Source organism: Streptomyces pimonensis (assembly GCF_041380215.1).
In the GTDB taxonomy this organism is placed as follows: domain Bacteria; phylum Actinomycetota; class Actinomycetes; order Streptomycetales; family Streptomycetaceae; genus Streptomyces; species Streptomyces pimonensis.
Genome location: NZ_JAHWZY010000006.1, coordinates 84,481 through 106,838, shown reverse-complemented (window position 1 = coordinate 106,838; position 22,358 = coordinate 84,481). Strand labels below are relative to the sequence as shown.

The 22,358-nt window shown below is 72.4% G+C and carries 15 protein-coding genes and 1 pseudogene; 12 read left to right on the top strand and 4 right to left on the bottom strand.

Annotated elements, in window-relative coordinates; translation table 11 throughout:
• The first annotated feature begins 53 nt into the window (after positions 1-53).
• The 3 genes from brxD (at position 54) to KYY02_RS08340 (ending at position 5,238) form a co-directional block, all read left to right on the top strand.
• Positions 54-1,385: a BREX system ATP-binding protein BrxD gene (brxD, locus tag KYY02_RS08350; protein WP_371236963.1), complete on the top strand. Its 1,332-nt coding sequence runs from the start codon at positions 54-56 to the stop codon at positions 1,383-1,385.
• Positions 1,385-3,592, top strand: a complete 2,208-nt coding sequence (locus KYY02_RS08345) for a DEAD/DEAH box helicase (RefSeq protein WP_371236962.1) — start codon at positions 1,385-1,387, stop codon at positions 3,590-3,592. The genes brxD and KYY02_RS08345 overlap by 1 nt, the downstream gene beginning before the upstream one ends.
• An 80-nt stretch (positions 3,593-3,672) precedes the next feature.
• Positions 3,673-5,238: a competence protein CoiA family protein gene (locus KYY02_RS08340; protein ID WP_371236961.1), complete on the top strand. Its 1,566-nt coding sequence runs from the start codon at positions 3,673-3,675 to the stop codon at positions 5,236-5,238.
• A gap of 3 nt (positions 5,239-5,241) precedes the next feature.
• On the opposite strand, the pseudogene KYY02_RS08335 reads toward KYY02_RS08340, so the two are convergent.
• Positions 5,242-5,751, bottom strand: a pseudogene (locus KYY02_RS08335) (AAA domain-containing protein); the annotation flags it as partial.
• 108 nt (positions 5,752-5,859) lie between these two features.
• Positions 5,860-6,366: a hypothetical protein gene (locus KYY02_RS08330; RefSeq protein WP_371236960.1), complete on the bottom strand. Its 507-nt coding sequence runs from the start codon at positions 6,364-6,366 to the stop codon at positions 5,860-5,862.
• Between the two features lie 110 nt (positions 6,367-6,476).
• Here KYY02_RS08330 and KYY02_RS08325 point away from each other — a divergent pair, with 110 nt between their 5' ends.
• From KYY02_RS08325 to betT, 4 genes are all read left to right on the top strand, one after another.
• Positions 6,477-6,917, top strand: coding sequence for a hypothetical protein (locus KYY02_RS08325; protein ID WP_371236959.1), 441 nt, complete (start codon positions 6,477-6,479; stop codon positions 6,915-6,917).
• A gap of 399 nt (positions 6,918-7,316) precedes the next feature.
• Positions 7,317-8,783 carry an aldehyde dehydrogenase family protein gene (locus KYY02_RS08320; protein ID WP_371236958.1) on the top strand — a complete coding sequence of 489 codons (1,467 nt, stop codon included), beginning with the start codon at positions 7,317-7,319 and terminating at the stop codon, positions 8,781-8,783.
• A gap of 45 nt (positions 8,784-8,828) precedes the next feature.
• Positions 8,829-10,400 carry a GMC family oxidoreductase gene (locus KYY02_RS08315; RefSeq protein ID WP_371236956.1) on the top strand — a complete coding sequence of 524 codons (1,572 nt, stop codon included), beginning with the start codon at positions 8,829-8,831 and terminating at the stop codon, positions 10,398-10,400.
• A 220-nt stretch (positions 10,401-10,620) separates the two neighbouring features.
• Positions 10,621-12,747 (top strand): choline BCCT transporter BetT, encoded by a 2,127-nt coding sequence (gene betT, locus KYY02_RS08310; RefSeq protein WP_442538144.1) that lies wholly within the window; start codon positions 10,621-10,623, stop codon positions 12,745-12,747.
• A 40-nt stretch (positions 12,748-12,787) separates the two neighbouring features.
• On the opposite strand, the gene KYY02_RS08305 is transcribed toward betT, so the two are convergent.
• Together KYY02_RS08305 and KYY02_RS08300 are read right to left on the bottom strand one after the other, a co-directional pair.
• Positions 12,788-13,390, bottom strand: coding sequence for an HD domain-containing protein (locus tag KYY02_RS08305; RefSeq protein ID WP_371236953.1), 603 nt, complete (start codon positions 13,388-13,390; stop codon positions 12,788-12,790).
• A 28-nt stretch (positions 13,391-13,418) separates the two neighbouring features.
• Positions 13,419-16,274 carry a type 1 periplasmic-binding domain-containing protein gene (locus KYY02_RS08300; protein WP_371236952.1) on the bottom strand — a complete coding sequence of 952 codons (2,856 nt, stop codon included), beginning with the start codon at positions 16,272-16,274 and terminating at the stop codon, positions 13,419-13,421.
• 312 nt (positions 16,275-16,586) lie between these two features.
• On the opposite strand from KYY02_RS08300, the gene KYY02_RS08295 reads away from it, so the two are divergent.
• From KYY02_RS08295 to KYY02_RS08275, 5 genes are all read left to right on the top strand, one after another.
• Entirely contained in the window at positions 16,587-17,129 is a 543-nt protein-coding gene (locus KYY02_RS08295; protein WP_371236950.1) for a hypothetical protein, read from the top strand.
• Between the two features lie 146 nt (positions 17,130-17,275).
• Positions 17,276-17,812, top strand: coding sequence for a GNAT family N-acetyltransferase (locus KYY02_RS08290; RefSeq protein ID WP_371236949.1), 537 nt, complete (start codon positions 17,276-17,278; stop codon positions 17,810-17,812).
• Between the two features lie 3 nt (positions 17,813-17,815).
• On the top strand, positions 17,816-19,312 hold the full coding sequence (locus tag KYY02_RS08285; protein WP_371236947.1) for an ABC transporter substrate-binding protein: 1,497 nt from the start codon (positions 17,816-17,818) through the stop codon (positions 19,310-19,312).
• Positions 19,313-19,315: 3 nt separating this feature from the next.
• Positions 19,316-21,127 (top strand): ABC transporter permease subunit, encoded by a 1,812-nt coding sequence (locus KYY02_RS08280; RefSeq protein WP_371236946.1) that lies wholly within the window; start codon positions 19,316-19,318, stop codon positions 21,125-21,127.
• On the top strand, positions 21,124-22,353 hold the full coding sequence (locus tag KYY02_RS08275; RefSeq protein ID WP_371236945.1) for an MDR family MFS transporter: 1,230 nt from the start codon (positions 21,124-21,126) through the stop codon (positions 22,351-22,353). Before KYY02_RS08280 ends, KYY02_RS08275 begins: the two co-directional genes overlap by 4 nt.
• Positions 22,354-22,358: the final 5 nt, after the last annotated feature.

Sequence of the window (22,358 nt, the reverse complement as noted above, 5' to 3'; positions counted from 1 at the left end):
CTGTGGCCCTTCGCCCGGGCACTGAAGCGCGAGGAGATGGAACACTGTTCCCCGTGAGCACCACCGGATCCAAGCGCCCCGCACAGGTCAGCGCCGCCCGCCGCCGTACCGTCGTCGACGCCCTGCGCCGCGGGGCCGTGCCCGAGAGCGGGCTCGACCTGCTCGCCACCGGACTCGACCGGTTCGAGGCGGCCCTCGACGCGGAACTGGACGCCGTCGCCTCCGGCGGGTCCGTGTTCAAGGCCGTACGCGGTGAGTACGGGTCCGGCAAGACGTTCTTCACCCGCTGGCTGGGGGAGCGGGCCAAGCGCCGCAACTTCGCCGTGGCCGAGATCCAGATCTCGGAGAACGAGACGCCGCTGCACAAGTTGGAGACGGTCTACCGGCGGCTCACCGAGCGACTCACCACCTCCAGCTTCCCGCCCAGCGCCCTGCGCCCGGTCGTGGACGCCTGGTTCTACGCCCTGGAGGAGGACGCCCTCGCGGCCGGCGCGACCGAGGAGGAGCTGCCCGGCGAGGTGGAGAAGCTGCTCGTCGCGCGGCTCGCCGAGGTGTCCCGGCACGCCCCGTCCTTCGCCACCGCCCTGCGCGGCCACCGGGCCGCACTCGCCGACGGCGACGAGGCGACCGCCGCGGCCGTGCTGGCGTGGCTCGGCGGGCAGCCACACGTCGCCGCCTCCGCCCGCCGGTCCGCCGGGGTGCGCGGTGACCTGGACCACTTCGGGGCGCTCGGCTTCCTGCAGGGGCTGCTCACCGTGCTGCGCGACTCCGGGCACACCGGGCTCTTCGTCGTCCTCGACGAGGTGGAGACGCTTCAGCGGGTCCGCTCCGACGCCCGCGACAAGGCGCTCAACGCCCTGCGGCAGCTCATCGACGAGGTGCACTCCGGCCGCTTCCCCGGCCTGTACCTCGTCATCACCGGCACGCCCGCCTTCTACGACGGTCAGCAGGGCGTGCAGCGCCTGGCCCCGCTCGCCCAGCGGATCGCCACCGACTTCACCACCGACCCGCGCTTCGACAACCCCCGCGCCGTCCAGATCCGGCTGCCCGGCTTCACCCAGGAGTCCCTGGTCGGCCTCGGCGTCACCATCAGGGACCTGTACGCGGACGCCGCCACGTCGCCCGAGCGCGTACGGACGGTCGTCGACGACGCCTACGTCGCGGACCTCGCGCGGGCCGTCGGCGGGGCGCTGGGCGGGAAGGCCGGGGTGGCTCCCCGGCTGTTCCTGAAGAAGCTCGTCGGGGACGTGCTCGACCGCGTGGACCAGTTCGACGACTTCGACCCCCGGCGGCACTACAAGCTGACCGTCGCGAGCAGTGAGCTCACCGACGTGGAGCGGAACCTGGCCGCCGCGTCCGCCGACGACATCGACCTGGAACTGTGATGGCGGAAGCCGACAGCCCGGCCGGAACGGGTCCGGCCGAGGCCGGAGCCGACGCACTCGACCGGCTCGACCCCGTCGTCCTGCATCACATCGTCAACACCCTCGGCTGGCCCGACCTGCGTCCCCTCCAGCGGGCGGCGATCACCTCGCTCATGGACGGCGAGGACGCCGTCCTGCTGGCCCCGACAGCCGGCGGCAAGACCGAGGCGGCCTGCTTCCCGCTGCTGTCGGCGATGGCCGAACAGCGGTGGACCGGCACCTCGGTACTGTACCTGTGCCCCCTCAAGGCGCTCCTCAACAACCTGGTCGGTCGCGTCGACACCTACGCCCAGTGGCTGGGGCGGCGCGCGGCCCTCTGGCACGGCGACACCAAGGAGTCGCAGCGGCAGCGCATCCGCACCGAGGCGCCGGACGTCCTGCTGACCACGCCCGAGTCGCTCGAGGCGATGCTGATCGGCGTCAAGACCGACCATGCGCGGCTGCTGGGCAGTGTCCGGGCCGTCGTCGTCGACGAAGTGCACGCCTTCGCGGGCGACGACCGGGGCTGGCACCTGCTCGCCGTGCTCGAACGGCTGGAGCGGGTCACCGGCCGGCCCATCCAGCGCGTCGGCCTCTCGGCGACCGTCGGCAACCCCGAGCAACTGCTGCGCTGGCTGCAGGGGGCCGGTGCCGGGAACCGCACCGGACGGGTCGTCGCACCGGGCGTCCACCTGCCCGCCACCGGTGCGGCCGGACACGGGGAGCAGGCTGCCGAGGAGCCGTCCCGCAGGCCCGCGGGCGAGGTGGAACTCGACTATGTGGGCTCCCTCGACAACGCCGCCAAGCTCATCGCCGCCCTGCACCGCGGAGAGAAACGCCTCGTCTTCTGCGACTCGCGCCGCCAGGTCGAGGAACTGGGCGCCGCGCTCCGTGCCCGCGAGGTGACCGTCTTCCTGTCCCACGCCTCCCTCTCCGTCGACGAACGCACCCGCTCCGAGCAGGCCTTCGCCGAGGCGCGCGACTGCGTCATCGTCTCCACCTCCACCCTCGAACTCGGCATCGACGTCGGTGACCTGGACCGCGTCATCCAGATCGACTCCCCGGCCTCCGTCGCCTCCTTCCTGCAGCGCATCGGCCGCACCGGCCGACGCGCGGGCACCGTACGCAACTGTCTGTTTCTCACCACAAGCAAGGACACCCTGCTGCAGGCGGCGGGACTGCTCCTGCTGTGGTCGCGCGGCTGGGTCGAACCGGTCCTCCCACCGCCCGAGCCGCGCCATCTCGTGGCCCAGCAGCTCCTCGCCGCCACCCTGCAACAGCACAAGCTCGGCGACCAGCTGTGGGAACAGCAGTGGAACGGCCTCGCCCCCTTCGACCGGTCCGCCGCCCCGATCCTGCGCCATCTCACCGACGAGGGCTTTCTCGACAGCGACGACGGCATGCTGTTCGTCGGCCCCGAGGCGGAACGCCGCTTCGGCAAACGGCACTTCATCGAACTCACCGCGTCCTTCACCGCGCCACCGCAGTTCACCGTCCTGTCCGGGCGCACCGAGATCGGCCGCACCGACCCGAGCGTGCTCACCGAGGAACGCCCGGGTCCGCGACGCCTGCTGCTCGGCGGACGCAGCTGGCAGGTCACCTACATCGACTGGTTGCGCAAACGCGTCTTCGTCGAACCCGCCGACGGCGGTGGCATCGCCAAGTGGATGAACGGCGGCATCGCAGGACTGTCGTACGCCCTGACGCGCGCCATGCGCGAGGTCCTGCTCGGCGAGGACCCTCCCGTGTCGCTCACTCGACGTGCCGAGGCGTGCCTGGCCGAGCAACGCGAGAGCGACGCACCCGACACCGTGCACCCAGCAGGCACGCTGATCACCCGCGTCGGCACCGACGTCCGCTGGTGGACCTGGGCCGGCTACCGCGCCAACGCCACCCTCGCGGCCACGCTCCCCCTGGTCTCCGATCCGCTGCAACGGCCCACCGACTGCTGGCTGCGCCTGCGCGAGGACCTCACCCCGGCCGGCTGGCGGGCGGCCCGGGAGAGTGTGGGCGAGAGTCTCGTCCTGCCGGACGTCGACCCCCGCGCCGTACGCGGCCTGAAGTTCTCCGCCGCCCTTCCCGAACGCCTCGCCGTCGCCACGGTCGCGTCCCGCCTGGCCGACTTCGAGGGCGCCCGAAGCGTGCTGTCCGAGCCCGTGCGCCTGCAGGCCTTGAACGGCTCCGCCTGAGAAGGGCTTCCCGCTGGAGGACGGAGAGCAGCCGTCCTCCGTCCACCGTCCGCTCACCGCACCACCTTCGGAGTCCAGCCGTGCCACTGTCCGCCGAGGAAGAGGACACACGCAAGGTTCAGACGGCAGTCGCGGGTTCACCGGGCGCCGACCACCCGGTGTACCTGCCCATGGACGCGGCCGCCTACGATCGCTTCATCCGTGAGTACCCCGCCCGGGAGTTCTACTGCGGCACGCTCCTCGGTGGATGCGGCAAGAAACTGTCGGCCCGCAAGTACCGCGACAAGAAGTGCCACTTCGCACATGTCGTCTCGGGCCGCTGCCGACGGGTCTCGACCAACGAGGCCAGCGCGGACCACCTCTACATCGGTAGAGCTCTCGCGGCCTGGATGAAGAAACAGAAGTACAGGAACGTCCAGGTGCGTTACAAACAGCGGGGACAGAAGGTGCGGGAGGTGGTCGACCTCCTCTACACCCGCGACGGAAGCCCGCTCCGCCACCTCGTGCGCGTCCAACTGGCCAGAGGGTCCAAAACGGAGTGGGAACGCGCCGACGCCGAACTTCACGGACGGTGGGCCGACGTGGAGTGGATGTTCGGCCCCGACAGCATGCTCGCCAACTGGCAGATGGACAGACAGGGATACGCCATCCGTGTCCAGTGCCGGCCGGAGGGGATCACGCGTGTCGTGGACGTCGGCGTGCAGTTCCCGGACGCCCCCGTCGAGTGGGTCCCTCTTTCCAAGTGCCGGATGACCGCCTATGGCTTGCAGGCGCCCGGACTGGAACTCACTCCGAACGGCGTCGTCCGCCAGGGCCGGGAAGCCCGACAGCCTGCCTCGCACCTTGTACGGTCTGCCACCCCGACATCCGTCATCGCACCGCCTGTCGTCGTGCCTGCCCGACAGCCGACGGCGCCGCAAGCGCCCCGGCCCGCAGAGCCTCAGCCCGCGGATCGGGAAACCTCCGCAAGACCCGGCCACGTACTGGAGAGCAGTTCGCGAGCTCCGGCTCTGTCGCCGGGCCAGTTCCGCGCGGAGGACGACAGACGGGCCACCGAACGCCTGGTGTCCCTCCTCGACCATCTCGACGAAGTCGGCGACGACCTCCATCTCGACCAGCTCCACGCCGCCCTGCGCGGCATCGCGGCCTGTGAGGAGGCGATGTGGCATCCGACGGGGTCCGTACTGCGACGACGTATCGCCGCATGGCACGCCCACGCTGCGGTCATGGCGGCACGTCCTACTCTCCGGGAGATAGGGGCCTACGCCGATCTGGTGCGGTGGTCACTCGGCATGGCTTCCGCCCGGACAGCTCGTCCGCTCACCTGGATGGAATTGGGGGAACGCCTGGACAGCCGACTGCCCGCGCTCCACCCGGACGACAAGGTGTCGGTACTGGTGGAAGTCGACCGAGCGACGTGCCCCGGCCGGCCGCTGCTGTCGGCACTCGTAGCCGCCCGCGGCAACCGGGTTCACCCGCTGTACGCCCAGGTACTGGACCACTTGGACCGCCCGGTCCCGGCCCTCGGCGAGGCGCAGGCATTCTGGGAGGAAGACGTCAGGAATCACCGGCGCCTCCGGAATTCTCAGGAGAAGCAGTACGTGATTACGGGCAGGGCCGCCCGGCCGCGCACACGGGCTGTGTGAACTTCAGTCGTGGACCCGGTGCTCCTGCCGTCCCAGGCGCTCCGTCACCACCTGGTGCGCCCGCCACCCGTCCGGGAAGTTCGGCGGCACGTCCAGATACACCGGGCTGCTACGCGGATGCCGGTCCAGCAGGTCGGTGATTCCCGCCCGGGCCACCACCACGCAGGCGAAGCGGTGCCGGGAGAGCAGGACACACAGGCGGCCGGTCTCCAGGTGGAAGGCGGAGGCGTCCTGGCGGCCGGAGAGCGGGTGCCAGACCAGGGTGACGTCGAACTCGCGGCCTTGCAGCCGGTTGGCGGTGTCCACCGTGATGGCCGTCAGACCGCGCGCCGCCAGCCGGGACCGTACCGCCTCCACCTGGACGGTCCGTGCCGCGCCGATCGCGATGCGCGACGCGGTGAGCGGCTCACCGTTGACCAGGGCGCCCCGCTCCGGGAAGCGGGCCGCCGTCGCGGCGAGCGCCTCGGCGACCTCCGGGTCGTCGTCCAGGGTGTGCCGGGCGGGCAGCTCCAGCAGACACTGACGACGCCTCGACCGGGATGACGGCAGGAACGGTGATGCGGGCCGGCGCGCTTCAGCCGGCCCGCACCGCGCTGCAACGGACCGGCCGGTCCGCCACCTTCACCAGCAGACCTCCGCTCGCGAGATCGCGCAGGACTTGCCGAGTGTGCTTGTCCTGCGGATCGTGCCCCGCGTCGCGCAGTGCGCGCAGGCCGCGTTCGGTGTCCCAGCAGCCGCCGTACGTGCGCACCGCCTTCTCGAGGTCGGCCCGCTGTCTGGAGTCCGGTCCGGTCGACGCTCCGCCCCCTGTGCCCGCTCGCCGACGGCGGCGGTGCGCGCCTTCTTCGTGTGGTCGGTGATGCTCGCCGGCGCGCCGACGTGGTCGCAGGCCGGGCACTTCCGCCAGACGCCCTCGGACACGGCACGCGCGCTCACCGGGTGTCCGGGGCCGTATCCGTGTCCGTGCGGCAACCGGGCGACGGAGGAACCGTATGCGACCGCGGGCAGCGCCGCCTCCGCGACCTTGTCGTGGCCGGGGGCGAAGAACGATCCGGCTCCGGCCTTCTTGGCGCAGCCGCACCAGCAGGTGCCGGTCGGGGTGAGGCAGGGAAGGGACTTCGCCGTCATGCGGTCACAGTAGGTCGACGGACGTGACGGTCCAGGGCCTTTGCCGTGTCCGGCGTCCTCCCCGGGCCGCGGTGAAGGACACCGGCACCGGGACTCGTAGCCTTCTGATCATGGCCGACATCTACGAGCTCCAGCTCACGCTCGACCTGCCGGGCTCGCTCCCGCCGCAGGACCTCGCCCTGCTCCGCTGGCACCTGGGAGAGGAGGGCGGTCGGCAGGAGTACGGTTACGAGTACCCCCTCTGGGAAGACCGGGGGCCGGCGCTGCGGATCGGGGGCGCGTTGGTCGGGGAACTGTGTTCAGACGGTCCGCAGTGGGCGCTGACCGTGCGGCAGGAGGCGCATCCCGACGAGTTCGACGACCTGCGCAGGATGGTGCTGTGGCTCGGCGCGCGCACGACGACCGCGGGCACCGTCGGGTACCTCCGCTTCCACGAGTCCCATGTCCCCGACGTGCTGGTCGCGGAGGCGGGAGCCGTCCGCAGCGCGGTCCTGCGGGTGGAGAAGGTCCTCGGGTCGGTGACCGGGGTGATCCCCGGCCCCCACGCGTGAACAGCGGCGTGCCGGGGTCTTCCTCCGCGCCCCGTACGGCACCGGTCCGGCGGGATCCGGGTCGCCGGATTCCGTGCGCAGCGCCTCGAACGCGGCCACCTTGTCCTCGCCTGAGCGACGGACGTGGGCGGCGTACTCGTCGGAGGTGAGGAACACCGGCGGGCGGGGCCCGGTGCGGAACGTGTCCGCGCACCTCACCGGCCGTTCCCCGTCGCCGCGTGCGTCACCTCCTCGTACGCCTCCGGGGCGGCCCGCCCCGGCCGGTCGTTAGCCCGACCGGGTCACCCCGCCACCCGGTCGCGACGGTGGCCGTGCGGTCCGGGGCCGCCGGCCGCACGATGGGCCGTGCGGCCGACCGGCAGACCGACCGGTGCCGGTCGGATGCGAAGGAGGCCCGCGATGGGCGAGCTGTACATCGACGGCGAGTGGACGAACGCGGCGGCCGGCGGACGGCGGGACGTGGTCAACCCGTACGACGCCTCCGTCGTCACCACCGTCGACGAGGCGGACGCCACCGACGTGGACCGGGCGGTGCGCGCCGCCCGGCGAGCCTTCGACGAGGAGGACTGGGCGAACGCCCCCACCCGCCGGCGTGCCGACCTCCTGCTGCGGGTCCACGACCTGCTGCTGCGCGACATCGACGAGATCGCCCGCACCGAGACCCTCGACACCGGCAAGACGCTGACCGAGGCCCGCATCGACGTGGAGGACGTGGCGAACGCCTTCCGGTACTTCGCGGAACTCGCGGGCAAGGACGGCGGCCGTGTCGTGGACGTCGGCCCGGACGTCCTCAGCCGCGTCGTCTACCAGCCGGTCGGGGTGTGCGCGCTCATCGCCCCCTGGAATTATCCGCTGCTGCAGGCGTCGTGGAAGGTCGCGCCGGCGCTGGCCGCGGGCAACACCTTCGTCCTCAAACCCAGCGAGACCACACCGCTCACCACGATCGCCATGATCCGCCTGATCGAGGAGGCCGGTGCCCCGCCGGGCGTCGCCAACCTGGTGCTCGGTTCCGGAGCGAACGTCGGCGCGGCTCTCACGTCCCACCCCGAGGTCGACCTGGTGTCCTTCACCGGGGGCCTGGCCACCGGACGCGCCATCATGGCCGCCGCCGCCGAGGGGCCGAAGAACATCGCCCTGGAACTGGGCGGCAAGAACCCCAACATCGTGTTCGAGGACGCCGACTTCGCCGCCGCCGTGGACTACGCGCTCGACGCGGCCTTCCTGCACGCCGGACAGGTCTGCTCCGCCGGTTCCCGCCTGCTGGTCCAGGACTCCCTGCACGACCGGTTCGTCGACGCCCTCGCCGGACGCGCCCGCGCGATCCGCCTCGGCAACGGCATGGAGGAGGGCACGGAGAGCGGCCCGCTCAGCTCCGCCGACCACCGTGACAAGGTCGAACGCCACATCGCCGTCGCCCGGGAGGAGGGCGCCCGGCTCGTCACCGGCGGCACCCGACCCGACGACCCGGAGCTGAGCCGCGGCTTCTTCCTGCTGCCGACGGTCTTCGCCGACTGCGACAGGTCCATGCGCATCGTGCGGGAGGAGGTCTTCGGACCGGTGGTCACCGTCGAGCGTTTCCACACCGAGGACGAGGCGGTGGAACTGGCCAACGACACCCGCTACGGCCTGGCCGGCGGTGTGTGGACCTCCGACGCGGGCCGGGCCCAGCGCGTCGCGCAACGGCTGCGGCACGGCACCGTGTGGATCAACGACTTCCATCCTTACGTCCCGCAGGCCGAGTGGGGCGGCTTCGGCCGCTCCGGGGTCGGGCGCGAGCTCGGCCCCACGGGCCTGCGCGAATACCAGGAGGCCAAGCACATCTACCAGAACCTCGCACCCGGACCCTCCGGCTGGTTCAAAGGCTGAGCGCGAGCGGCACGCCCCACCGACGGTCACGAAGAAAGGCACCCGATGGCCTCGACCACCTCACACGGCGCCGAGTCCTCCTACGACTACGTCATCGTCGGCGGAGGCACCGCCGGCTGTGTGCTCGCCGCCCGCCTGAGCGAGGACCCCGACTGCCGCGTCTGCGTCATCGAGGGCGGGCCCAGCGATGTCGGCGACGAGCGCATCCTGCGCCTGCGCAACTGGATCAACCTGCTCGGCACGGAGTTCGACTACGGCTACACCACCGTCGAACAGCCACGCGGCAACTCCCACATCCTGCACTCACGGGCCCGCGTCCTCGGCGGCTGCTCCTCCCACAACACGCTGATCAGCTTTCTGCCGCTGCCGCAGGACCTCGACGACTGGGTGGCCGCCGGATGCTCCGGCTGGGACCCGGCGACGATCCTTCCGTACCGCGACCGGCTGCAGACCAAGATCGTCCCCGTGGCCGAGGCCGACCGCAACCCCATCGCCAAGGACTTCGTCACCGCCGCCTCCCGCGCCACCGGCGTCCCCGTCGTCGACGACTTCAACGCCGAACCCTTCGCCGACGGCACCGGCTTCTTCTCCTTGGCCTACGAACCGGAGGGCAACCTGCGTTCCTCCGCCTCCGTCGCCTACCTCCACCCCGTCCTGGACCGCCCCAACCTCACCCTCCTCCTGGAGACCCGGGCCCACCGGCTGCTCGCCGACGCGTCGGGGAGACTGACCCGCGTCGCCGTCCGCGACGCCGACGGCGAACCCGCCACCGTGCGCGCCGAACGCGAACTCCTGCTCTGCGCCGGAGCCATCGACACCCCGCGGCTGCTGATGCTGTCCGGCATCGGCCCGGCCGACGACCTGCGCCGCCTGGGCATCGACGTACGGGTGGATCTGCCCGGCGTGGGGGAGAACCTGCTGGACCATCCCGAGTCCGTGATCGTCTGGGAGACCGACCGCCCGCTGCCGCCCAACTCCGCGATGGACTCCGACGCCGGCCTGTTCCTGCGCCTGGAGAAGGGACAGCCGCGCCCGGACCTGATGTTCCACTTCTACCAGGTGCCGTTCACCGTCAACACCGAACGCCTGGGCTACCCCGTCCCGGAACACGGGGTGTGCATGACGCCCAACGTGCCGCGGGCCCGCTCCACCGGTCGCATGTGGCTGCGCAGTTCCCACCCGGCCGAGCATCCCGCCCTGGACTTCCGGTACTTCACCGATCCCGACGGCCACGACGAGCGCACCGTCGTCGAGGGGCTCAAGCTGGCCCGGGAGGTCGCCGCGACCGATCCCCTGAGCGGCTGGCTCGTCCGCGAGGTCGCACCCGGCCCGGACGTCACCTCCGATGCCGGCCTGTCGGAGTACGGGCGCCGCGCGGCCCACACCGTCTACCACCCGGCGGGCACCTGCCGCATGGGCGCGGCGGACGACCCGATGGCCGTCTGCGACCCCCGGCTGAGACTGCGCGGCGTCGACGGAGTGCGCATCGTCGACGCGTCGGTGTTCCCGACGATGCCCACCATCAACCCCATGGTGACCGTCCTGCTCGTCGCCGAACGCGCCGCCGACCTGCTCACCGGCGGGCCCGGGACCACCGGCCGGGCAGCGGCACGGTGACCGGTCCGCGGCCTCCCGCGGGGCCGACCGCCGCGCGCGTTCCCCGGGAACGGCCGCACGGAGGGCAACACGTCCGGCCGGGGCCACCGGTTCACCGCCTCGCCCTGTGTGTCCCGGGCCCCCGAGCAGTGACAAGAGGCCTTGAGAGCTCCGCGGTCCGCGGCGGGTGCCGCCGGCCACCGGGAGCCGGCGTCCTGGCCCTCAGTGAAGGAGGATGACCGTGTCGACCGCTGGAGACAAGGGCCCGGGAAGGGCACCGGAGGGGATGCGGTCCCAGGACGTGCCGACGGGCCCGGTCCGGCTCAAACCCGTGGTGTTCTTCGGATCGGCCCTCCTCGTCCTCGCGATCTCTATCTGGGCGATCATCACCCCCTCCGGCGCGGAAACGGCCATCGGAGTGGCGGTCGGCAAGATCTCCCACTGGTTCGGCTGGTACTACTTCGTCGCCGCGACCCTGTACCTGCTGTTCGTCGTCTTCATCGGCGTCTCCAAGTACGGCACGGTCAAGCTGGGCCCCAAGCACTCCAAGCCCGACTACGGCCTCTTCACCTGGGGTGCGATGCTGTTCGCGGCGGGCATCGGCATCGACCTGATGTTCTTCTCGGTCTCCGGGCCGGTCAGCCATTACCTCGCGCCGCCGCAGGGCGACCCGGAGACACTCGAGGCCGCCCGGCAGGCCGTGGTGTGGACGCTTTTCCACTACGGCATCACCGGCTGGGGCATGTACGCGCTGATGGGCATGGCGCTCGGCTACTTCTCCTTCCGGTACCGGCTGCCGCTCGCCATCCGCTCCGCGCTCTATCCGATCATCGGCCGTCGGATCCACGGACGGATCGGTGACGCCGTCGACCTGGCGGCAGTCCTCGGCACCGTCTTCGGCATCGGCGTGACGCTCGGCATCGGCGTGGTGCAGCTGAACTACGGACTCAAGGTCCTCTTCGACGTGCCGGAAGGGCTCGCCGCGCGGATCGCCCTGATCGTCGTCGCGGTGGCGATGGCCACCGTGTCCGCGGCGTCCGGCGTGGACAAGGGCATCCGCCGGCTGTCGCAGCTCAACATCCTCCTCGCCACCCTGCTGATGCTCTACATCCTGGTCGTGGGGGAACCGTTCCGGCTGCTCAACGCCGTGGTCCAGAACGTCGGGGACTACGTCAGCCGTTTCCCGTCGATGACCCTGAACACCTTCGCCTACGACCGGCCCACCGAGTGGCTGGACGCGTGGACGCTCTTCTTCTGGGCCTGGTGGGTCGCCTGGGCGCCGTTCGTCGGGCTCTTCCTGGCCCGCATCTCCCGCGGCCGCACCCTGCGCGAGTTCGTCGCGGCGACGCTGGTCATCCCGTTCCTCTTCACCGGCCTCTTCCTGGCGGTCTTCGGCAACAGCGCCCTGTTCGTGGTGCGCGACGGGAACACCGAGTTCGGCGAAACGGCGATGAGCGTCCCCGAGCAGGGCTTCTACAGCCTGTTGGCGGAGTATCCGGGCTTCCTGTTCAGTGCCGGACTCGCCACGTTCGTCGGGCTGCTGCTGTACGTCACCTCCGCTGACTCCGGGGCCCTGGTCATGGGCAACCTCAGCGCCGAACTGCCCACCCCGGTGACCGATGCTCCCTCGTGGCTGCGCATCTTCTGGGCGGTGGCGACCGGGCTGCTCACCCTCGCCATGCTCATCGTGGGCGGTGTGCAGGCGCTCACCAACGCCACCATCATCATGGGGCTGCCCTTCTCCTTCGTCATGTTCCTGATCATGGCCGGGCTCTATCTGGCGTTGCGCACCGAACGGATGAAGGAGGAGGCGAGGGTCACCACGCTGCCCGGGGCGCTCTCCGGACGTATGGCGCAGCACGGTCTGCAGGGGGCGCCCAACTGGCGGCGCCGGCTGGCGCGAACGATGGCGTTCCCCGGCAGGAGGGCGGCCGCGCGATTCGTCGACCAGGTGTGCCGTCCCGCCCTCCAGGAGGTCGCCGAGGAGCTGCGGCAGCAAGGAGCGGAGGCGGAGGTCCTGGAGGGCACCGTCGAGGAGAACGGCCTCACCCACGTTGGTCTGCGGGTACCGATCGGCCCCGACGACGCGTTCCTCTACGAGGTCCGGCCCGTGGAACTGCCCACCCCCGCGTTCGCCGTCCGGTCGGTCAGCACGCACGACACCTACGTACGTTTCGAGGTCCGGCTCACCGAGGGCAACCAGGACTACGACGTGATGGGTTACACCAAGGAACAGCTCATCGCCGACAGTCTCGACCAGTACGAGCGGCACCTGGAGTTCCTGCGGGTGCGCCACGAGGCGGCCACCCGCTCGGGGCTTCCCGACCACCGCCCGGACGCGCCGGACGCACACCTGCCGGGGGAGTAGGCCCCGGTCGTCGCCGCCCGCACCCGCGTCGCACCGTGCGTCAGGAACGGCCGGGCGGCAGGTCGGGGCCCGGCACCGGCCGGTCGAGGTCCGGGTCGCCGAACTCCGCGCGCAGGGCCTGGAAGGCGGCTACCTTCTCCTCGCCGAAGCGGCGGACGTGGGCGGCGTACGCGTCGGGGGAGAGGAACGCCGACGGCCGGGACTTACTGTGGAACTTGTCCGCGTACATCACCAGCCGCTCCTCCCGCGTCACCGCGAGGTAGTCGGCGGGAGGGATCGGGAGGTTCTGGCGCAGGACGTCGTCCTTCGTGACCCCCACCCCCGTGTGGTGGGAGCAGAACCGGCGCAGGGGCTCCGGGAAGCCCTCGTTCCCGAGGAGTTCGTGGCCGAGCAGCCCGTGCCGGATGTAGTTCCCGTGGTCCAGCCGGCCGTCGTCCCCGTAGAGGCGGTAGACGCCGATGTCGTGGAGGAGGCAGCCGGCGCGGACCAGTTCGGCGTCGACGTCGAGGCGCGAGGCCGAGATGAGTTGCTCGGCGATGCTCCAGACGACCTCGCAGTGCGTGTGGACGAGCGTGAACGCCTCGGCGTCGGGCGCGTGCTTCTCGTGCAGCGCGCGGATCTCTTCGGGGCCCGGAATCCTCACGCGGTGAGCGTAACAACCGCCGGCCCGCTCACTCGATCGAGCATTCCCGCACGGTGAGCGGCCGGGTGCTGCCGGCCGGTCTGCTGCACAGGACCTCCGGGTTCGAGTCCCCCTCGGCGGTTCTCCGGACCCGGTTGAGGACGATGCTGTGGCCGTGGCGTTCCTCGTACAGGGGCGCGTCGGTGAAGTCGATCGTCCCGGTGGCCATGCCGTCGAGTCTGACGTGTCTGAGGTTGACCCAGGTCGCCGCGCGGTTTTGGCGTACGTCCCCGAGGCTGGCCGCCCAGTACAGGGCGCGCGTGGCGTCGTGGGAGAGGGCCGTCTGCCCGCTCGCGAAGTCGGCGGCGTCGTACGTGGCCCTCCCCTCCTCCAGCCAGGGGAGGTAGTGCGCGGCGTCCTCGTAGAAGGCGGTCCTGGCGGCGGCCTCCTGCAGCTCGGCCAGGGCCGCGTGGTACAGCGTGATCCGCGGGGCCACGCCGTCGCGGCCGCCCGTGCCGGAGAACCTGGCCTTGCTCAGGTCGTCGCCCGTGAGGATCGAGATCTGCCGGTTGGCGCAGCCCGGTTCGGTGGTCAGCTGCGTCATCAGCGGTCCGACGTCCTCGACCCGTCCGGCGAAGTAGATCACCGAGGGGATGTCCTCGCCCCGGCAGATGCTCTCGGCGTGCAGCCGCAGTTCGGGCTTGCCGTTCGCCACCCGGTAGCGCTGCGCGGGCAGCAGCCGGAAGCCCTCCCGCTTCAGCATCTCGCCGCCGTACAGGGCCTGTTCGCCGGTGTAACGGTCCTGCGACTCCTTGGTGTCCCGGGCCAGCACCAGGGCGTGCGGGGACCCGCCCCCGGCGCGCAGCTGCCGGGCGACGAGACCGAGCGCCTCGGCCTGGTGCTCGTCGGGAGCCGCGAGACTGAACCAGTTGGAGAACTCCTTCGGCAGGTAGGTCGCCGAATTGGTGCCGGAGACCACGGGCAGCCCCGCCGCGTGGAGCCGCCGTGTGACGTCGGGGCTGCTCTGCAGGTCGCGGCCGAAGCCGACCACGCCGACGACGGTCGGGTCGCGGTCGGCGTACTCGGCGATCGCGTCGGCCGTGACGCGCTGGTGCCCCATGTCCGCACCGCCGTTGGCGAGCAGCACCCGCAGTTTCACCGTGTAGTTCTCGTTGACCACGCGCTGGGCGAGGTACACGCCGGTCAGCTCCTCGGCGCCCTTGACCAGGGACGGGTCCACCGAGGAGGAGCTCAGCGGGCCCGCGTACACCACGGTGACGTAGGCGTCGGGGTGGTCGCGCAGGACCTCGGCGTTCTCGGCGCTCACCAGCCTCTCCAGCTCCCGCAGCCGCTCGCCCTCCTCGGTGGTCCCGCCGCTCAGGTGCGCGCCGAACCGGACGTCGCCGGCGGCTATGCCGACGCACTCCGTGCCGCCGCCGGGCGCGGGGCGCCGCTCGGTGTCGCGGTCGGCGGTCAGCAGGCCCGCCGAACAGTACGTCCGGTGCAGTTCGCGGGCGTGGACGACGCCCGCGGTGACGATCAGGACGAGGACGAGGAGCAGGCTGTGGGCCGACCACACCACGCGGGCCAGGGGCGGCCGGTGCCTGGCCCTGACGCACCGCCAGTCCGCCTGCCGCAGCTGGACCAGCTCGTCGTGGGGCAAAGGGATCCTGAGCACCCAGGGCAGGGCGTTCGTCCTGCTCGGTGACTGATCGGCGCGGAGGTTCCCGGCCCATTCGTCGTACCAGTGCCGCAACCGCTGCGGGAGACGCGAGGGCGGGGACGGGGACTGCTGCGGCCGGCTGAGCGCAGGACGCGCGTCCGCGCCCCGGTCGAGCAGCGTCGCGTCGCCCGCCGCCACGCCCGCCACGATCAGCAGCGGGTCGAGTTCACTGCGCCGGCTGCGGACGTCGCTGACCGCCCGGATCAGCTCTGTGCCGCCGTTCTCCCGGCCCGCCCGGCGCAGGAACAGCACCGGCGGCCGTGTCCGCTTGAAGCCGCGCAGGTCCCAGCTGCCGCGCCGGTGGTTGTCCCGCAGGTCCTCGAAGAGTGCCAGCACGTACAGTTGGAGGGGGAACGGACCGCCCTCGCGCATGGCCTCGGCCACGTCGTAGGCGCGGGCCGCGATGGCCCGCCAGGAGCGGACGGGCCGCAGCAGCCGCACGCTGGTCGACTGGCGGCGGGCGGCGGACTGGAGGAACGTCGTGGTCAGGAACCACCGGCTCTCCCTGCGCAGCCACAGGAGGAGGGGAGCGCGCCCGGGGACGTGGTTCAGTCCGGCGAGGAGCACCATCAGCCCGATGCCCGCCAGGACGGCGACGTACCACTCGGGGCGGGTGAGCAGCGCGGTGAAGGCGCCCAGGACGCCCATGGGGAGGAACTGCTGCACGTCGTTGAGCAGCACCTGCCGGTTCCGGCGCGAGGGTCTGCGGGGGCGCCAGCGCTGCCGGGCCAGGATGCGCAGCAGATGTGCCTGGGCCCGCTCCCGCTGGACGTTGCCGTCCGGGGTGCCGCCGGGGGCGGTCGGCCAGTGCTCGCGCATCTCCGGGTCGTCGGTGGCCTCCTGGAGGGCGCGCACCAGGCTGAGGCGGGGGAAGGAGTAGGGGCGGTAGGAGGCGGACCGGTCGCCCCACTTCCTGGAGTCGCCGAGGTCGGCCAGGAGCCGAGCGGCCCGGGCGGTGGGATCGAGGTCCCCCGGCTGCGGCTCGGTCGGGGCGACGGCCAGGCGGGTGCCGTGACGCTGCTGCCCCTCGCTCAGCTCGTCGACGAGTTCGGTGACCCGGTCGTCGTCGGCGGGGTCCTCGGCGTGCAGCACGATCACCGGCATCGGGGGGTCACTGGTCCGGAAGTCCTGGATCAGGGACTCCAGCTGTCGCTGGACGTCGATCCCCGCCTCGGTCGACATGCCCGGGTGATCGCCCGGGCAGTCCTGAGGGAAGATCTGGTCGCGGCCGTGCATGGACACCCCCCGTGGTCGTAAGACACATGTGTCGCAAGCGTCTTGTGAGGATAACTCCCGGCCCTGACAGCCGTCCCGGTGCAGCGGCGGTCCGTCGTCGGGGCGGTGAGCCGTGGCCGGTGGCGCCGCCGTCGGCGGGCGGCTTCACACGATCGGGTGGTGCTGTGCGATGCGGGCACGTGCGGGACGGGTGGTCCGTTCGAACCGGTGACGGGGACATCTCCCGTCCTCCCAGGACACGGACGACCGGAGCACATCATGAGCCTGCACTTCCACCGCAACGCCGACGGCACGACGACAGGGCGGAACGAGGCCACCGGCTTCACCGTGACGCACACCGAGGAGGAGGAGGTGAAGCGGCAGTTGTACGAGGACGCGGGGTGGGCGTACGCGCCGCCACCTCCTCCGGTGCCGTCCGGTTTCCACCGGTTCGCATTGGTGCACGACGAGTTCGACGACACGGGGTTCGCGGACGAGCGGTACGCGGGGCTGCGGGCGCGTCCACCGGACGGGTGTGTGCCGGCCGATCGGGGCTGTTTCGCCCTGGAGTGCGAGCGGCCGGGGAAGACGCTCCTGGACGCGGTCGCCGACACCGTCGCGGAGGTCCGCCGTGAGCACGGGCTGGTGATGAACGGTCTGGGTGTCGAGGAGCCCCAGGAGGGGTTCGACGCCGATGACGGGAACCGATGTTCGGCGGAGGCCGTGGCGCACCTGGTGCTGATGGCGGCCGACCGGGCCCGCCGGCTCGGGTGCGGACGCAAGGACCTGGTCCGGCTGCTCGGTGCGGCTGGTCCCGAGTAGGCGAGCGAGCGGGGGAGGGAGAGAGGGAGGTGAGGCGCCTGGCCGGTCCCGTTCGAACATGAAAGTCATGTATGTAGGTTCTGGGTGTGCCGGGCGGCCCTCACCCCCTTGATCGACCCTGAAAACTTTTTGCATATGATTTGCAGGTGCATGATTACAGCATCAGGGCCGCGGGCCCGGCAGACCTCGACCGTGCGCGAGCCGTGATGCTCGACACCGTGTACCGCGATTTCGGCACCGGGTACGTGCCGCGCTGGCACGGCGACATCATCGACCCGGGCACCGCCTACCTCGCCCCGCCCCGGCACACCCTGCTCGTCGCGATCGATCCGGACGGCGGCGAGGTCGTCGCCACCGGAGCCCTCGACTCCCGGGGGCCCGCCCATCCGCCGAACCCGCGCGAGCTCGCCGAGCGTTATCCCTCCGGCGAGACCGCCCAGTTGCGCCGGGTGTACGTGCGGCCGGACCACCGCAGACGTGGACTGGCGCGTCGGATGGTCGGCGAGCTGCTCGACTTCGCGGCGGCCGACGGCGGTTACCGGTCCGTGTATCTGCACACCGATCCGTCCGTCCCGGGGGCGGAGGCCTTCTGGCGGTCCCTCGGAAAGGTCGTGCACGACGAACGTGAGGACGCGGACGGCGGCAACGGCGTCGTCCACTTCGAAATACCGATGGGACGGTGACCTGTGCGCCCGCTTCGTTCGCGGCTTCTCGCCACCCTGGTGCTCACTCCGCTGCTGGCCGGCTGCTTCGCCTCCCGGGGAGGCGAGTCGACGGACGGCGGCGAGAACGCGGGGTCCCGGCTGCGGGTCGCGCTCGCCTTCCCGCCCGCCGAGCGGTTCTCGCCGTACGGCGCCGACGCCACGCTCCTCAGCCGGCTCGGCGTGTCCGAGGGCCTGACCGCCATGGACGCCAACGGCGCCGCCGCGCCCGCGCTCGCCCGGTCCTGGCGCCAGAAGAACGACAGGACCTGGGTGTTCACGCTGCGCGAGGCCGGATTCCAGGACGGTACGGACGTCACCGCGTCCGCCGTCGCCGACGCGCTCACGCACGCCGCCGAGGCCGAGCCCGAGCCCGCCGCCCTCTCCGGCGTCGACCTGACCGTCGAGGCCGGCGGCAGCCGCGAGGTCACCGTCCGGACCGCCGAGCCCGACCCCGTCCTCCCGCTGCGGCTGTCCAGCCCGAACCTCGCCGTGTTCTCCGGCAAGGCGTACGACGCGAAGGGCCGCGTCGACCCCGTCGGCACCGCCACCGGGCCCTTCGAACTCACCGGGGCGGACGGGGCCTCGTCCGCCTCCCTCGACCGTTTCGACGACTACTGGGGCGGCCGTGCCCAGGCCACCGGCATCGACGCCCGGTTCATCGCCGACGGCACAGCACGCGCCAACGCCCTGCGCACCGGCGAGGTCGACATCGCCGAGGCGGTGCCCGTCGCGCAGGCGGCCGCCCTCGACCGGAGGACCCGGCGCGACACCGCCACCACCCGCACCACGAGCCTGCTGCTCAACTCCGCCACCGGGCCCCTCAAGGACCCGCGGCTGCGCGCCACCGCCCGCGCGGCCATCGACACCTCCGCGCTCGCCGAGGGGGTGTACGAGGGGTACGCCGACCCGGGCGCCGGTGTCTACGGACCCGCCGTGACCTGGGCCGAGGGCAAGCGGGTCGAGCCCACCGGACGGGCGGGGGCCGGCAGCGCGAAGGGAACCGCGATCACCCTCGCGACGTACGACAACCGGCCCGAACTCCCCGAGGTCGCGCAAGTGGTGAAGCAGCAGCTGGAGAAGGCCGGCTTCACGGTGAAGCTCGAGGTGCGGGAGTACTCGCGGCTCGAGGGCGACGCCCTGGACGGGAAGTTCGACGCGTTCGTGCTCGCCCGCAACACCCTCCTCGACACCGGCGACCCGGTCGCCGTCCTGGCCAGTGACTACACCTGCGACGGTGGCTACAACATCGCCCAGCTGTGCGACAAGGACGTCGACCGTGCGGTCGCCGAGGCCGAGCGGACCGCCGAGCCCGGCCAACGGCAGGACGCCTCCATGGCCGCCGAGGCGGCCGTCCTCGGCAGTGACGCCGTGATACCGCTGGTGCACCAGCGGATCATCACCGGTGTCGGCGCCTCCGTGCGGGGCGTGCTGCTCGATCCCTACGAGCGCACCCTCGTGGGTACGGGAACGCGGCGCTGACCCGTGCGACAGCCCCTGGCCGCACTTCTGTGGCGCGCGGTCCTCGCGGCCGCCCTCGTGTGCGTCATCGGCCTGCTGCCCTGGCTCTCGCGCACCGACCCGGCGCTGACGGTCCTCAAGGCACGCTCGGCCGAGCGTGACCCCACGCCCGAGGTGCTGGCGGACATCCGTGAGCAGCTGGGTCTGGACTCGGGCCCGTTCTCCCTGCTCGGACAGTGGCTGGGCGGGCTGTGGCGCGGGGACGCCGGACGGTCGTGGATCTCCGGCGACGAGGTCCTGCCCACTGTGCTCCAGGCACTGGGCGTCTCCCTGCTGCTGATGTCGGCGGCCCTCCTCGTCGCCCTCGTCACCGCCCGGCTCGTCTGCGCCCGCACCCTCCACCTCGGATCCCGGCGGCTGCTCGACGGCCGGCGAGCCGGGGGCGGTGGGTCGGCGATGCTCGCCGCACTGCCCGAGTTCCTGGTCGCCTCCGTGCTCGCCACCGTCGTCGGAGTGCACCTCGGCTGGCTGCCCGCCCTCGGCTGGTACGGGCCGCAGTGGACCGTGCTGCCCGCGCTCGCCCTCGGCCTGCCCGCCGGGGCCGTGCTGGGACGGCTGCTCGACGATCTGCTGCCCGGCGCCTTCGCCGAGCCCTGGGCGCTGGCCACCGCCGCCCAGGGACTGCCCGCACGGCGCATCGCCCGCCGGGCGGTACGCCGCTGCGTGCCCGCGCTGCTTCCCAACTTCGGCCTGTTCGTCGTCGGGCTGACCGGCGGGGCCGTCGCCGTGGAGCAGGTCTTCGACATCCCCGGGCTCGGCCGCACCACCCTCCAGGCAGCCCTCGCCCAGGACCTGCCCGTGCTCCAGGCGGGCGCCCTCGCCCTGGTCCTGCTCGCGGCCGTGGCCACCGGGGCGTGCCGGCTCGCGGCCCGGCTGCTCGTCGGGCCGGCGCTGCGGGACGGCGCCCTGACGACGCTGCACCGGCCGGCCCCGTCCGCCCGCCGTGTCCAGCCCCTCGTCCACGGCACCCTGCTGGTCGCCGTCGTCGCGCTGGGGCTGCCCCGCGACCCGCTCGCGCTGGACACCGGGGAGCGGCTCCAGGCCCCGTCCCCCACGCACCCGTTCGGTACGGACGCCCTCGGCAGGGACCTGCTCGCCCGGGTCGGGCACGGCGCCTTCGACACCCTGCTGCTCGCCCTCGGGATCAGCGCCGTGGCCCTGTGCGCCGGGGTGGCGCTCGGGCTGCTGCCCCGGCTGTCCGGGCCGCTCGCCGACACGGTGAACTCCGTACCGCCGGTGCTCGGTGCGCTGCTCGTCACCGCCGTCGTCGGAGGCGGGACCGCCACGCCCGCGATCGCCGTGACCGCCGTCGCCTGGACCCCGCTCGCCGCGCACACCTCGGCGCTGCTGGTCCAGGAACGCGCCACCGAGCACTTCGCGGCCGCCCGGCAGTTCGGGGCGGGCCCCTGGCACCTGCTGCGGCGTGAGCTGCTGCCCGCAGTGCTGCCGCCCGTCACCCGCCACGCGCTGGTGCGCCTGCCCGGCATCGCCCTCGCCCTCGCCTCCCTCGGCTTCCTCGGTCTCGGCGCCCAGCCGCCGTCGCCGGAATGGGGGCTGCTCCTCGCTGAGAACCAGCCCTACGCCGAACGCGCGCCCTGGGCGGTGCTCGCCCCGGCCGCCGTCCTCGCCCTGCTCGGGGCGTTCGCGGTGACCGCGACCGGTGGAGTGCGGTGGCCGGGGCGGCGGCGCGGACCGGGCGGACGGCTGCGGGGCCGCCCGCCCGGCGCACTGCTCACACGCCCGTCGACGTCCTCGGAAGAACTGGTGAGAACATGAGGACCGCCCTGTCCACCGGTGCGCGCAAGGCGGCGGGCCGGACCCGGCTCTCCCCGCTGCTGCGGCTGCTGATCGTCACCCAACTCGCCTTCAACCTCGGGTTCTACGCCGTACTTCCCTTCCTGGCCGCCCATCTGGGGCAGGCCATGGGAATGGCGGGCTGGCTGGTCGGGCTGGTGCTGGGACTGCGGACGTTCAGCCAGCAGGGGTTGTTCGTGGTCGGCGGGGCGCTGGCCGACCGGTACGGCATCCGACCGGTGGTGCTCGCGGGGTGCGCGCTGCGGATCGCCGGTTTCGTGTGGCTGGGGCACGCCGAGCGGACCTGGGCGGTGATCTGCGCGGTGGTGCTGATCGGGTTCGCCGCCGCGCTGTTCTCCCCGGCCGTCGAGTCGGAGGTGGCCCGGCAGGCGGTCGTGTGGGAGGAGGCGGGAGGGGGGCCCCGCACCCGCGTGCTGGCGCTGTTCACCGTGGCGGGGCAGGCCGGCGCGTTCGTCGGGCCGTTGCTGGGCGCGCTGCTGCTGGCGGTGGACTTCCGCACCGCGTGCCTGGCGGGCGCCGGGGTCTTCGTGCTCGTGCTCGCCGGTCACGCCCGGCTGCTGCCGCAGCGCATCCCCGGGCGGGACCGCACGCCGGTCAGGGGCGGACTGCGGATGGTGCTGCGCAACCGGCCCTTCCTCGGCCTGTGCTGCGCCTTCGGCGCCTATCTGCTCGCCTACAACCAGCTGTATCTCGCCCTCCCCGCGGAGGTGGAGCGCGTCACCGGCTCCCAGACGGCGCTGGCCTGGCTGTTCGCCCTGTCCTCCCTGCTGGTGGTGACGGCGCAGCTGCCGGTCACCCGCTGGGTGGGGGAGCGGCTGGCGATGCGCCGGTCGATGGCGTCCGGCCTGCTGCTCGTCGCGGTCGGTTTCGCCACGGTGGCGGCGGCGCGCCCCGCGGGGTGGTCGGGGACCGCAGGTCTGGTACCCGCGGCCGGGTTCGTCGTCCTGCTCACCCTCGGCCAGATGCTGGTCGTGCCGGTGGCCCGCGCCTGGGTGCCCGACCTCGCCGAGGAGGGCCGGCTCGGCCTCTACACCGGGGCGCTGTCCTCGGTCTCCGGCCTGATCGTCCTGGTCGGCAGCTCGGCGACCGGCATGCTGCTGGACGCCGGGCTGCCGCCGACGGTGCCGTGGCTGGCACTGGCCGGTGCGACGGGGGCGGCGGCGGTGCTGCTGCCCCGAAGAGCGTGACGGGA